This is a genomic window from Breoghania sp. L-A4 (assembly GCF_003432385.1).
Lineage (GTDB): Bacteria > Pseudomonadota > Alphaproteobacteria > Rhizobiales > Stappiaceae > Breoghania.
Window position 1 is genome coordinate 4,122,013 of sequence record NZ_CP031841.1, and the last position, 12,700, is coordinate 4,134,712.

10 protein-coding genes are annotated in these 12,700 nt (G+C 64.8%); 4 read left to right on the forward strand and 6 right to left on the reverse strand.

Annotated elements, in window-relative coordinates; all coding sequences use genetic code 11:
- The 4 genes from cpaM to D1F64_RS18880 form a co-directional block, all read right to left on the reverse strand.
- A complete protein-coding gene (gene cpaM / locus D1F64_RS18865; RefSeq protein WP_117413674.1) occupies window positions 1-654 on the reverse strand; it encodes a corrinoid protein-associated methyltransferase CpaM in 654 nt (217 codons plus the stop codon).
- Between the two features lie 28 nt (window positions 655-682).
- Window positions 683-2,140 (reverse strand): AmmeMemoRadiSam system radical SAM enzyme, encoded by a 1,458-nt coding sequence (gene amrS, locus D1F64_RS18870; protein WP_117413675.1) that lies wholly within the window; start codon window positions 2,138-2,140, stop codon window positions 683-685.
- 138 nt (window positions 2,141-2,278) lie between these two features.
- Window positions 2,279-3,586 (reverse strand): radical SAM family heme chaperone HemW, encoded by a 1,308-nt coding sequence (gene hemW, locus D1F64_RS18875; RefSeq protein ID WP_117413676.1) that lies wholly within the window; start codon window positions 3,584-3,586, stop codon window positions 2,279-2,281.
- 39 nt (window positions 3,587-3,625) lie between these two features.
- Entirely contained in the window at window positions 3,626-5,131 is a 1,506-nt protein-coding gene (locus D1F64_RS18880; RefSeq protein ID WP_117413677.1) for a radical SAM protein, read from the reverse strand.
- 735 nt (window positions 5,132-5,866) lie between these two features.
- On the opposite strand from D1F64_RS18880, the gene D1F64_RS23570 reads away from it, so the two are divergent.
- Both D1F64_RS23570 and D1F64_RS18885 read left to right on the forward strand, forming a co-directional pair.
- A complete protein-coding gene (locus D1F64_RS23570; RefSeq protein ID WP_162901651.1) occupies window positions 5,867-8,188 on the forward strand; it encodes a DUF1631 domain-containing protein in 2,322 nt (773 codons plus the stop codon).
- Window positions 8,185-9,471, forward strand: a complete 1,287-nt coding sequence (locus D1F64_RS18885; protein ID WP_162901652.1) for an ATP-grasp domain-containing protein — start codon at window positions 8,185-8,187, stop codon at window positions 9,469-9,471. The genes D1F64_RS23570 and D1F64_RS18885 overlap by 4 nt, the downstream gene beginning before the upstream one ends.
- Window positions 9,472-9,569: 98 nt before the next feature.
- Here D1F64_RS18885 and D1F64_RS18890 read toward each other — a convergent pair whose 3' ends face one another.
- Complete coding sequence (locus tag D1F64_RS18890; protein ID WP_117413678.1) at window positions 9,570-9,791, reverse strand: hypothetical protein; 222 nt, start codon at window positions 9,789-9,791, stop codon at window positions 9,570-9,572.
- A 527-nt stretch (window positions 9,792-10,318) separates the two neighbouring features.
- On the opposite strand from D1F64_RS18890, the gene D1F64_RS18895 reads away from it, so the two are divergent.
- Window positions 10,319-10,618 carry a hypothetical protein gene (locus D1F64_RS18895; protein WP_117413679.1) on the forward strand — a complete coding sequence of 100 codons (300 nt, stop codon included), beginning with the start codon at window positions 10,319-10,321 and terminating at the stop codon, window positions 10,616-10,618.
- A 33-nt stretch (window positions 10,619-10,651) separates the two neighbouring features.
- Here the strand turns inward: D1F64_RS18895 and D1F64_RS18900 are convergent, their stop codons facing one another.
- On the reverse strand, window positions 10,652-11,395 hold the full coding sequence (locus D1F64_RS18900; RefSeq protein ID WP_117413680.1) for a GntR family transcriptional regulator: 744 nt from the start codon (window positions 11,393-11,395) through the stop codon (window positions 10,652-10,654).
- 245 nt (window positions 11,396-11,640) lie between these two features.
- Between D1F64_RS18900 and D1F64_RS18905 the strand changes: the two genes are divergently transcribed.
- Complete coding sequence (locus D1F64_RS18905; protein ID WP_248304514.1) at window positions 11,641-12,651, forward strand: ABC transporter ATP-binding protein; 1,011 nt, start codon at window positions 11,641-11,643, stop codon at window positions 12,649-12,651.
- The last annotated feature ends 49 nt before the right edge of the window (window positions 12,652-12,700 follow it).

Sequence of the window (12,700 nt, forward strand, 5' to 3'; positions counted from 1 at the left end):
TCACTTCCTCCCCACGATGAGCTGGAAGGAGGACATCGGCAGTCTCTTCGTCTCCTCGATGGAAAAGCCCGCCGCCTCGATGACGCCGCGCAGGTCCTTGATGGGGAAGCAGGCCCGGCGCAGGATGGCGAACTGCGGCACCCACATGATCGCCATGACCACCCGGTAGAGCGCCCGCAGCGCCCTGTTCTCCGGCCACACCTCGTCGGCGATCATGATGCGCCCGCCGTCTTTCAGGATCGTGCGGCAATCGCGGAAGATGTAGTCGAGGTATTCGCGTGACAGCTCGCCCACCACCATGGTGGAGACGATCGCGTCGAGGCTTTCGGGCTCGAAATATTTGGGCAGGTCGGTGACGCTGTCCTTGATGATGGTGAAGCGGTCGGCGCAGTCGTTCTTCGCGATCGTCTTGCGGCACTCCTTGAGCATGCTCTCGGAGATGTCCATGCCGGTGACGGTGGCGCCCTTGTTCACGCATTTGACGCCCAGCGAGCCGGTGCCGCAGCCGATGTCCAGCACCCGGTCGCCGGGGCGGACGCGGTTCGCGATCTCGGTCTTGATGCGGTCGATCTTGCCGCCGGTCAGAAGCTTGACCGACCAGTCGTAACGCTCGGGCGCGTATTCGACCCAGACCATCCAACTGTACATCAGCATCGTCGTTCTCCCGGACAGACGCGGCGCTTCAGACCCTCTCCCCGGCGGCCGGCGCCGCGCGCGCGTCGCGGTAGCCGCGCAACTCGCCGCTCAACTCCGTCGATGTGGGGAAATGCGCCCGGTCGAGCACGGGGAAGATGACGATCTCGACGCCCGGCGGCGCCTGCACCGCGATACCCGTCTCCTGATCGTGCTGCTTGGACACGATGATCCGCTTGAGCGCGCCGCCCAGCGTGTAGGTCTGCGGCGGCAATGCTTCCGCGCCGAGCCGCGTCACGCTGATCGCACACGGCGGCGAGGCGCCATTCGTCGCCTGGCGCGCCTCGATATGCGCCGACTGGGATTCCGCCACCCAGGTAAAATCCGTCCGCGTGGCGCCCGCGTTATCAAGAGAAAGCGGAGCTGCGGCGGCGAGGCCCGTGTCGTCATGCGGCTCGGTGATCGGGGTCGGTGCGCCGCAATACATGCAGGTGTTGTCCCGCGCGATGCCGACCACCTCCGCATCCAGCCCGTAGCGCCGCACGAGCGTTCCGCCACACGAGGCGCAGCGCGTGTCCGACACGCCATCCTTGAAGGTGTTGCCGACGTAGCAGAAGCGAATGCCCGCCTGACGCGCCATGTGCTGCGCCATCAGCAGGATTTCCGGATCGGTCCGGGTGGTGTTCACATAGAGATAGGCGGGGTGGAAGCCGACGTAGTGCAGCGGCACCCGGTCGCCGAGGTTCTCCAGCACCCAGTCGTTGGTGCGGCCGATCTCCTCCGCGTTGTCGTTGCGGCCGGTGATGATGAGCTGGCTGATTTCCAGATGCCGGCCGGAGGCGTGCACCTGCTTGATGCGGTCGAGCACCGGCTGCAGCCGCGTGCCGCCGGTGAACTTGCGGTAGAAGCGGTCGTCCATCGACTTCAGCGAGATGGAGAAGATGTCGATGCAGCCGATCAATTCGTCGACCGGCGCCTCCTCGATGTAGAAGGCGGACTTGTAAAGCGTGCGGATACCGGCTGCCTGCGCCAGCCTCGAGGTCTCGACCACGAATTCGTGCCAGACGACGGGATCGTTGTAGGTCCAGGAAATCACGCCGATGCCGGTGGCAAGGCAGGTCTCGACGATCTGCTCAGGGCTGTAGTGCTTCACGTCGTGCGGGTTGAGATGGCGAACCTGCGAGGTCTTCCAGTTCTGGCAGAAGTCGCAGGACATCATGCAGCCGATGTTGCCCAGGCTGAGGATGCGCGCGCCGGGGCGGTAGTGGTAGACGGCCTCGGTCTCGATGAACTCCATCGTCGCCTCGACCGACTTGCCGTAGTTGAAGGTGCGCAGCTCCCCGCCGACGTTGCCGCGCACGCCACATTTGCCCATCTTGCCCGGCGCGATCCGGCAATTGCGCGGGCTGAGCTTGCACACCACGCCGTCCGCGGTGCCCTCGGCCCTTTGCCAGAAATCGGCCGGCGCGTGTTCGCGCGTCCATTGGACCTCCGGGATGATATTCATGGTCACACTCCCTCACGCCACACCTGGGACAAGGGGACCCGCCGCCGCTCCCAGCCCGGGTGCGGCGTGATGACGTCCCTTGCGATGGATCCCGTCGGGCAACCCGTTTCCGCCCGGTCAATTCCGGGGCAGGCTTGCCTAATCGAGTATCAGTTCGGACAGTCCGAAGTTGACCTCGCCCTCCCTAGGCGGGCGCAGGTCGTCCTCGGTATAAAAGCGCTCCCACACCGCGTTGGAGTAAAGCTGGCCCTTGCGCGTCAGATGCACGTCGTACTCGCCGTCGACCAGATAGTCCTCGGCCGCCAGTTCATCGATGATCTCGCCGTAGACCAGCTTCATCGGCACGCCGAAGCGCGCCTGGAAATCGTCCTTGTAGACGTTGCCGACCTTCAGCCCCCGGATCATCACCCGGCGCATTTCCTGGTCCTTGGACAGATAGGTGGAGAAATCCAGCACCGGCTCGCCGCGATTGATGCGCGCGATGTAGTCCTTGATGTCGGTGATGTTGGTGTACATGAACTCTTGGATCGCCGACTTGGACGACACGCCGAAACCGATCATCGGCCACGTGCGCCAGTAGTAGTCGAGGAAGCGGCAATAGATCCTGCACCGGTCGGGATGGTAGTAGCCCGAGGTGCTGCCCGTCACATAGCCGGCCGCCTCCAGCAGGTTGAAGGCGGTCAGCGCCATGGCCTTTTCCTCGGCGATCTTCGGCAGCTTCATGCCGCGCGCCACGATCCACTTGTGGTAGGCGGTGTTGGTCCAGACCTCGAGCGGATAGGCGGTGATGCAGGAAAACTCGAGATCGATGGCGCGCCTGACCGAATCCTCCCAGATCTCGCTGGTCAGCCCGATGAGCGGATAGATCAGATCCACATTCACATGGGTGAAGCCGGAGTTGCGGATGATGTCGACGGCCTTGTCGATATCCTCCCGGCCATGCGGCCGGTTGGTATCCTTGAGGATCTTCTCATCAAAGCTCTGGATGCCGATGGAAAAGCGGTTGAAGCCGGCGTCAAACAGCGCGTCGACCTTCTCCTGCTCGACGCTCCTGGGGTCGAACTCGATGGCGATTTCCGCGTCCGCCGCCACATCGAACGTGCCGCGCACGGCCTCCAGGATGCGGATCAGCTGCTCCGACGACAACAGCCCGGGCGTGCCGCCGCCGAAATAGATCGCCTTGATCTCGAAGCGCGGAAACACCGGATTGTCCGGAAACCGCTCGATCTCGACGCACAGCGCCTGCACGTATTGCTCGCGCAGGTCGAGCTTTGTGTTCACGTAGACGGTGTAGTCGCAGAAATGGCACTTGGTCGAGCAGAACGGGATATGGATATAGATCGATGCGTCCTGCATCTTGAAGAAATCGTTGAACTCGCTGTAGGTATATTTGAACGGATACGTATGAATGTTACGTCTGATATATTTCTCTGATGCATCGGACATGGATCACACCTCCGCTCAAGAGCTGAATTCGAAACGGTTTCAGGCAAGCAGACGCAAATGCTCGAACGACGTGTCCGGGCTGCCGGCATGCTTGCGATTGTTGGGCATCATCGGGCGGCCGCAGGAGACGAAGAGCGCGCTCAGGCGGCCCCGGTCGCGTGCGCGCAGGGCCTCGCCGCCACGCGCGATGATCCGGACCGCGCTGCGCACGAGCGCGAACTGGAAGGCGCATTTGGCCGGATCCGGCGCGTTGATGTCGCCGGTGGCGATGGTGTTTTCCTGCTTGCAGCCGCCACCGCAGATGTAGCGGATGGAGCAGCGCGAGCACACCGGCTGCGCGTTGACGCCCGTCCGCCAGGCCGCCACTTTGGCGTCATCAACGCCCGCGTGAAAGTCGCCGACCTGGAAGCCCTCGTCGCCCACCAGCCGGTGGCACGGCATGATCGACTTGTCGGGCGAGAAGGTGAAATAGTTGCGCCCGCCGGAACAGAAGCCGTTGGCGAACTCGCCGTCCAGGATCATCCGCATCACCGTTTCCACCTCGAGGATCCCCTTGAAGCGGTTTGCGGGCGTGAACAGATCGAGATACCGGTCGTGCAGCGCTTCGAACTCGGCCTCGATCTTGGCGTTGTAAGGTGCCTGCCGGTCCTCCAGATCCGCGGTGTCGAAGGCCGCGTCGCCATAGACGGCGGCGTGGTTTTCCTCCGCCACCGCGGCCGGGAGAATCTGGAACCAGTCGAAAATGTTCATGTCGTAGAGATGCCGCATGTCCTCGACCAGCGAGGAGTCGGGATAGGGCACGTAGGTCATCCGCGCCACCAGCGTGATGTCCTCGGACGCCGCGCGCACCTGCTCGCAGTTGCGCGCGATCGCCTCCTGCGAACCGCGCCCCGACTTGCGCGGCCGGTTGCGGTCGTGCGTCTTCGCGCCGCCGTCGATGGACACGGACACGATGAACCGGAACCGGTGAAACAGCGACAGCTCGCGCCCGGTCAGCTTCGTCGTCAGGTTGGTGGAGACCCGGTAGATGAACTCGATGCCCAGCCGCGCGCGCATCTCCAGCGAGCGCGCGCACAGCTCCTCGATGACCGGAAAATTCATCAAGGGCTCGCCGCCGAAAAACTCGAACCGCACGGTCTCGCCCGGGCGTGTCTTCTCCTCGATGAAGGCGACAATGGCGTCGACGTCCACGTCCTTCGACAGCTTGCCCTTGAGCCGGCCGTAGTCGCCGCCTTCGGCGAAACAGTAGGTGCAGCCCAGGTTGCAGAAGGCGGTGAGATTGATGTTCAGCGCCAGATTGGCGCCGGCCAGCGGATCCGCCTTCGACAGCGCGCGGGCGTTGTAGGGCGCCAGCACCCCGGAGGCCCGCAGGCTCTCGAGTTCCGCCTCGGCCTCTTCCGGCCAGACCGGGTTGTCGCGGGTCAACTGGTCGCGCAGGGCGTTCGAGATCGTGAAAAGACGATGGGACTCACTGTCCAGTAAAACGGTGCCGCCGGTTTCCGGATCGACAGTGACGATCTCAAAATTTCGGGGCTCAATGCCCATGGCGTGCCTCACACTTTTCAGGTGTTCGACCGAGCGAGCAGACGCGCTGCAAAGGGGCGCGTTTGAAAAACTAATTTATATATTTACAACCTTAAGTTAGGTTATACTGATGATGCAGCTTAAAATTGCTTCTGTCAATCTGGCACGGTTAAAATTGGCGGTGACGCTTCTGCCAGCGTTTCATCTATATGAAATAGATAAGCTTTTAGAGAAACCTCCCCGCTGGAGCCGCGCCCGGGCGCGGCACGTGCGACCGCATCTGGAGCGTGTTCGGGCGGCCGCGGCGGCGGGCGGTTGCAGTACGCGATGAAGGCCCCGGCAAGGCGGCACCCGCGGTGCGCGCGCGAGACGTCCGGCCCGCGTTCGGCCACCCGTGCGCGACGGTTTCCCGTCAGGCGACAACCATGGGTTGACAAAATCACGGATTCTCGGAAATGTTGTGTTTTCGAGAATTCACGAGACAGACACCCGGGACTGCTGAGAAAATTCTCATAACAACTATCGATGAGAAGAAATTATCCGTTTCCTCGACAAGACATACAGGCCACTGCAAATGGACGCGATTTAAACCATGCGCTAAGCTTGCCATGATCGCCTCGCCATTTGACATGTCCTTGGCGCTTTGCCGCGCCGCCCGAAAGGCGCTCCGGCCGCGATCAGCCGCCGCGCCCCATGCCGGCGCCGGCTTCAAGAGAGATCGCATCACGTCAGGCCTCGGCAGAAGGCAGTCGCGCAATGAACCGGATCATCTGGGCCGACACGCTGTCCGACTACGCGCTGGCCGCGAGCGCCCATCGCAGGCTGGGTGCGTTTTGCGACGCCGCCGCCTGCTATCCGCTGTTGAGTTCAGCCTCCGGGGCCGCCCGGCTGCAGGCCGCCTTGCGTCCCTACGGGAGTGCTCTGACCGCCTTTTCCGAGATTGTGCGCGGCGCGGATCCGGCGGACCGCGGCCGGTTTCTGGCCGCGCAGCTCGAATGGAGCGATGCCACCCCGATCAGCCTTGCCCCCGACGCCCCGCCGTCCGCTCTGCTGGACGCGCTCATGCGCTCGCTCGAGACCGGCCGCCCGATCGTCTTCGACGCGGCGGCGACGGGCGCCAAGAGGCCGCCCGCGCCGTCGCCCAGCATCGACGGCGCCAGGCTCATGATCGTGAACCGCAACAGCGCCCTGTCGCTGCCCGCCGCCCTCTATGCCGACGCCACCGGCAGGCGGCTGATCACGCTGGAGACGCTGGAGGACCTGGAACCGCAACTGTCCGGACAGCGCCCGGCGTCGGTCATGCTGGCGTCTGACCGCCACGATTTCACCAAGAGCCGCCTGCAGGCGCTGCTGGCATGGAGCCAGGGCGCGGACGGGCCGGCCGATTTCGGAATTCTGTCCGGACGCTCGGCGAAGCAGGCGTCGGGCATCGTCGCGCGGCTGCTGATGCATCGCGATTTTCATGCCGGCGGCCAGAGCCTGATGCGGCCGCCGGATCTCGAACCGATCCCGGCCGCGGCAATGACGCCGATGGAATATTACGTCATCGGCGCGCACGGCAACGAAATGCATCTCGATCACATGGACGACGAGGTGCTGTGCGGCGCCAACGCCGCGCCCGATCCCTCCGGCTTCGATTGCACGCGCAACTGCCCCTATGACAACCGCTTCGCGGCCCGCGAGATCCCCGCCCACGCATTACTGTTGCTCAGCTGCGACGCCTTCACCCTGGCCGATGGCCTGGCGCCGCCCGGCGTCAATCTGCTTATGAGCCTTCTCGACGGCATGGCCGCGAGCGTGCTCGCGCCCTTCAAGCACGTCCAGTTCAACGAAGGCCTCATTCTGCTGGCCGGCGCGCTGCTCAAGGGCGGATTTTCGCTCGGCGGCATCGCCCGGCGGCTGAACGAGAGGGCGCGCAACGGCACGCTGCCCGATCCCGCCTATCTGGTGCTCGGCGATCCGGAACTGACCATGGCCGCGCAAGACCCCATCGTTGCGGCGCGGGTCGCGCCCGAGCCGGGCGGGCTTGTCCTGGAGCTGCGCTCGAACGGCGCGCCGGCGCTCGAAACCACCATCGCGTATGATCCCGACGATACAGACGGACCCTTGCCGCCGCTAGCGCTGGAGCCGCTCGGCGAGACGCTGCGCGATCCCGACATCTTCTACACGCTGACCCCGCGCCCCGCCGCCCGCGCGCTGACAATCACGCTGTTCGCCCGCGACCGGCTCCCCAAGGGCCCGCTGCTGTTTCGCGTCGAGCAGGCCGCGCGCCTGGGGCCGGTCGACCATGACGACATCCTGGGCCGGCTGAACCGCCTGTCGCTGATCTCCGAGATCGGGCTGGACAACCGCGCGGCAAGGTGCGCGAAAGCCAGCATCCTGTCGTTCCTGCGCGCAGCCGCCGGCTTTCCCCGCCCGGTCGAACTGGCCATGGGCCAGTCGATGGTGCGCAACATCGATGCGCTCGTGGCTGCCGATTTCAAGAGCCTGCGCCGCGCCTCCCTGCGCGCCATGCTCGAGGAACTGGAACACAAGCGGGTCTGGATCAGCCAGCGCTACGCCCATGCCTATCCGCACATCGCGCGCGCGGGCCCGCGGGCCGACGGCGTCTGTCCGCATTGCGCAGAGCACACCACCTGCTGGCGCTACGAAGACACCTGCCTGCATTTCCCGCCGCGCAGGCTGTGGGTGTGCAACCAATGCGGCATCATCGCCGACGTTCCGGCCGAGCCCACCGCCACCATCGCGCTCGCCACCGTCGCGGCCCTGCCCGCGCCCACCCAACGGCAGACCTTCACCATCGCCAATTGCACGCAGGACCCGCTGGGCATCGGCTATTGCCTGCATTTCAACGCCTGGGGACAGCTCGGCATCAAGGCGGACGGCAACATCGGCGAGGCGACGCTGGCGCCGGGCGAGGAGATCGAGCGCACCGCCACCTTCCACTTCCCCGAGGGCTTTCCCGACGACGTCGTCTCCATGCAGTTCTTCGCCATGACCGACGCGATGGATCTGTATTTCCTCAGCCAGAAGATGCGCGCCCAGGTGCGCCACGTCCAAAGAGGTCAGACGCCATGACGACACCCGACGCGGCCCAACGGCCCGACAGCTTCATCGCCATACTGGATCCCGGCACCGCGCACTTCCGCTACCTGCGCAGCGCGCGCGAGATGGGGTACAAGACCATCGTGATGAGCGCCGATCCGGACGCCTATCGGGCGGAGCAAGCGCTCTACAAGCAGCGGGTTCCGGAATACGACGAGGCCTGGACCGATGTCTTCGTGCCCTACGACTCGCCCGATCCGGACACGCTGACGCGTCTTCTGGAGCCCTATCGCGGGCGCATCGCCGGGGTAATCGCGGGCGACGAATTCCCCGTCCCGGCCGCAGCAAGGCTCGGCCGCGCGCTCGGCTTCAACTACGCCACGCCCGAGGACGCGGACTGCCAGCGCGACAAATCCGCGATGAAGCGCCGGCTGATCGAGCGCGGCGTTCCCACCGCGCGCTACCGCACGGCCGAAAGCCTCCCCGACGCGCTCGCAACCTGGGAGGCGTTCGGCGGCGACTGCATGGTCAAGATGGTCGACTACGCCTCGAGCTTCAACGTCTTCCGCGTGCGCAGCCGTGAGGAGCTGGAGAACGCCTGGTACACGATCGTCGAGAACCGGCGCGGGCTGCAGGTCGCCTTCGATCTGGCGCAGAAGGTGATCGTGGAGGAGTTCATCGGCGGGCGGGAACTGACCGTCGAGGGTTATGTGCAGGACGGCCGCGTCGAGGTGCTCAACTTCTGCGAGAAGATCACCAACGAGAATTTTCTCGTCATCGGCCACTATATCCCCGCCCGCGTCACCAAGGCGGAAAGCGACGCGCTCGCCGGCATCGCCCGGCAATGCGTCGCGGCGCTTGGCGTCCAGAACACCATCTTCCACGCGGAAGTGCACCTGCGCGACGGCCAGCCCTTCATCATCGAATGCGCGGCGCGCACGCCGGGGCAGCATTCGGTCGAGATCATCGAGCGCACCTATGGCATCGATCTGATGACCATCAACATCGATCTGGCGATGGGCCGGTTCGTCAGCACCCGCAGGCGCCCGCCCGAGGCCTGGCACGCGCTGCTGGCGCTCTACGCCACTGAGAGCGGGACGCTCAAGGAAATCAAAGGGCTGGAGGCGCTCAAACAGCGCGAGGATCTGGTCTGGCTGGCGCTGGACGTGGCGCCGGGCCAGCCGGTGCGCAAGCTGGAAACCTTCAAGGACCTGTGCGGCCTGGCGGTGGTCGGCGGCCCCGCGCCCGAGGACGCCGAAGCCGGGTACTGCTGGATCCGCGAAAACCTCGTCTTCGTCGTCGAGGACGGCGCATGACGCGGGGTAATGCGCGACGATGACAAAACGGGCGGGCCATACCGACCCGCCCGGTCCGTAACGGGGCCTCCCGGTTGCCCCGGGAGGCCCTGATCACGTTACCAGCAGGCCGCCACGAGCGCGCCGACATGCTCGTTGGAAACGCGCAGCTTGTCGGACATGCCCTGAAGCTCGGCCGCGGCCGTCGCCTTCACGATGCCGCGCTGAAGCTGGAGACGTTCCTCGGCCGCGCTGATGCGCGCGAGTTCCTCGTGATAGGATTCCAGCGTGCTCAGAAGAGCATCGTGGGTCGACTGATGAAGATCGGAAATTTTCGCCATAACACGTCCTCCGTGCAGAAATAGGGGAATAGCAACAAGGGCCGCGGGAAACCCGCCCGATGCCCGCCGGTCCGCGCCGGAACGGCCCTGCCGGCAGGCTCCGCAGACGCGACGTCCCCGAAGCAGGCACGCCGACACCATCGGCATTACCTTGGTACATAAGTAACAGTATATTCGATTCCGGTCAATCACGGCGCGCCGGCCCCCGGAACGCGCGCCCGCCGGCCGGCGAACAAGCCCGGTGCCTGACGATCGCCGCGATCTGTGTTACAGACGGTTGAAACGACAGGCTGAATTTTGAGGCTGCTGATAAAACCGAGGTCCGTCGATCGTCGTCCTCGGCCTTGTGCCGAGGATCCATGTTTTCAACGGCTTATGGATACTCGGGACAAACCCGCGTATGACGAGCGGGAGAACCCGAGACGTTGTCAGCAGTCTGTTGTGACTTCTGATTTGGATTTCACATTTTCCAGCCGGCGGCACGCCAACCGGACGGAACGCCGACAGCAAGCAAGGCATGGCACGCGATGACCGAGACGAAAAAGCCCGCACGCAAACCGGCGAGCGCATCAACGGGGAAGATCACGGTTGACCGGGTGCAGACCGGCGTGCGGATCGAAAAGCGCATTCTGAAGGTGCTGAAGGCGATCGCCGAATATTACGACATTTCCGTCGGCGAGTTGATCGAGGGCATCGTGCTGCACTCGTTTGAAGGCGACTGCGCCTTTGACGAAGGCGCGGTGAAGCGCATCACCCAGCTCAAGGCGATCTACGATCTCGATCTCGATTCAACCGCCGCCCACCGGCTGACCGACACGAGCGACTGACGCGCGGGCGGGCCGGCGCGCATCGGCGCGCTGTCACCGGGGTCCGAGCACCTGCGCCAGCGGCAGCGCCTGGCTGGGTTTCTCGACGAGATCCAGGCCCGAGTGCAGATCGACGATGTGGCTCTTCATCAGCTCGTCCGCCTGGGTCGCGTCGCGATCCGCGAAGGCCTGGATCAGCGCATGATGCGAATGGCTCTCGCAGGCGGTGTCCGCCCGCTTCCAGTAGAGCCCGATGATCAGCGACGAGCGCGAGATCAGCGAGCGCACCATGCGCGCGAAGATCTGCTGCTGCGCGATATCCGCGATGGCGATGTGAAACAGCCCCGACAGCGACAGCGCCTTGCCCATGTCGCCGGCGTGCAGCGCCACATGCTCGGCATCGATATGGGCCTTCAGACGCGCGACGTCGTCGTCGGTCATCAGCTGCGCCGCCGTGCGCGCCACGCGCGGCTCGATCAACGCGCGGGCCTCGAACACCTCGTGCGCCTCGCGGATCGTCGGCCTCGAGACAAAGGCGCCGCGGTTACGCTCGATCGCGACAAGGCCGGAATGCGCCAGCGCCTGAAGGGCTGCGCGCACCACGGTGCGCGAGGCGCCGTAAATCTCGCCCACTTCATCTTCGGAGAGTTTGGTGCCCGGGCCGAGCCGGTGCTCCAGAATGGCGCGCTGCAGGTTGAGGCAGATGTCCAGCGCCCGTCCGGGGGGCAGCGAAAACGCCTCCTCGAAGCCATGCGCCGTCACCAGCGCCGCAGCCTCCCGTACCGCCTCCAGGGACATGATGGTCTCGCTTTCACTCTTGCCTGAATTCGATATAGCACCTCCTCCGCGCCGCACAATCTAAATCGTATACAAAATTTGTGCATTTCGTATTCGATATGAGCAAAAATTGTGCACGCATGCGGGCAATTGCTGCCCTGGAAAATAAAATTCAACAAATACAAAATCTTACAGGCCCGCTCATTCTGGCATGGCGGTTGCAAACCCCTCGCCCTGTCAGTCACCAGAGGGGCGTGCGCGTGCCAATGACCACATCCACGATGCAAAGTTCGGGGCAGAACATGGAACTGGAGCTCGTCGCCACCACCAAGCGCTACGGCGACACGCTGGCGGTCGAGGCGATCGGCCACCGCTTCAAGGCCAACACCTACTCCTGTCTTCTGGGGCCGTCGGGCTGCGGCAAGTCCTCGACGCTGCGAATGATCGCCGGCCACGAGCATGTCAGCTCCGGCGACATCCTGCTGGGCGGCAAGAACATCACCAATCTGCCGCCGGCCGCGCGCGGCACCGCGATGATGTTCCAGAATTACGCCCTGTTCCCGCATCTCTCGATCGCCGACAACGTGGCCTTCAGCCTGAAGATGAAGGGCACGCCCAAGGCGACGCGGCTGGCCCGCGCGCACGAGCTTCTCGAACTCGTCGACATGCAGGAGTTTGGCGCGCGCTTTCCCAACCAGCTCTCCGGCGGCCAGCAGCAGCGCATCGCTCTGGCCCGCGCACTGATCACCGAGCCCTCCGCCCTGCTGCTCGACGAGCCGCTGTCCGCGCTCGATCCGTTCCTGCGCATCCGCATGCGCGTGGAGCTCAAGCGGCTGCAGCGCGAACTCGGCATCTCGTTTGTGCACGTGACGCATTCGCAGGACGAGGCGCTGGCGCTGGCCGACAGCATCATCGTCATGAACGCGGGACGCATCGAGCAGGCGGGCTCCCCGCACGAGGTCTTCAACGCCCCGCGCACCGAATTCGTGGCCCGCTTCATCGGCGGCCACAACATCCTGCACGACGCCTCCGGACCCAAGGCGATCCGCGCCGACCGGCTCACCGTCGCCCAGACCAGGGCGGGCGACGCGCTCGCGGCCACCGTGCGCGGCATCGAGTATCTGGGCACGACGGTCAATCTCTCCGTCGACGCGGGCGCGGCGGGCGACCTCACCGCCACGCTGCCCGACGACGCGTTCTTCAAGAACCCCATGGAACCGGGCGCTTCCGTCTTCGTCAGCTGGAAACCGGAAGACGCCCACCCGCTTGCGGCCTGACCGCAAAATCCTCCGGCCGCGCGCGGCCGGGGGCCATCCCGCACCGGGA

Excerpts from the sequence above, each read along its gene's own strand:
- D1F64_RS23570 (WP_162901651.1), top strand. The coding sequence starts at position 5,867 with ATGAACCGGATCATCTGGGCCGACACGCTGTCCGACTACGCGCTGGCC.
- D1F64_RS18900 (WP_117413680.1), bottom strand. The coding sequence starts at position 11,395 with ATGTCCCTGGAGGCGGTACGGGAGGCTGCGGCGCTGGTGACGGCGCAT.
- D1F64_RS18905 (WP_248304514.1), top strand. The coding sequence starts at position 11,641 with ATGACCACATCCACGATGCAAAGTTCGGGGCAGAACATGGAACTGGAG.
- cpaM (WP_117413674.1), bottom strand. The coding sequence starts at position 654 with ATGCTGATGTACAGTTGGATGGTCTGGGTCGAATACGCGCCCGAGCGT.
- hemW (WP_117413676.1), bottom strand. The coding sequence starts at position 3,586 with ATGTCCGATGCATCAGAGAAATATATCAGACGTAACATTCATACGTAT.
- D1F64_RS18880 (WP_117413677.1), bottom strand. The coding sequence starts at position 5,131 with ATGGGCATTGAGCCCCGAAATTTTGAGATCGTCACTGTCGATCCGGAA.
- amrS (WP_117413675.1), bottom strand. The coding sequence starts at position 2,140 with ATGAATATCATCCCGGAGGTCCAATGGACGCGCGAACACGCGCCGGCC.
- D1F64_RS18895 (WP_117413679.1), top strand. The coding sequence starts at position 10,319 with ATGACCGAGACGAAAAAGCCCGCACGCAAACCGGCGAGCGCATCAACG.
- D1F64_RS18885 (WP_162901652.1), top strand. The coding sequence starts at position 8,185 with ATGACGACACCCGACGCGGCCCAACGGCCCGACAGCTTCATCGCCATA.
- D1F64_RS18890 (WP_117413678.1), bottom strand. The coding sequence starts at position 9,791 with ATGGCGAAAATTTCCGATCTTCATCAGTCGACCCACGATGCTCTTCTG.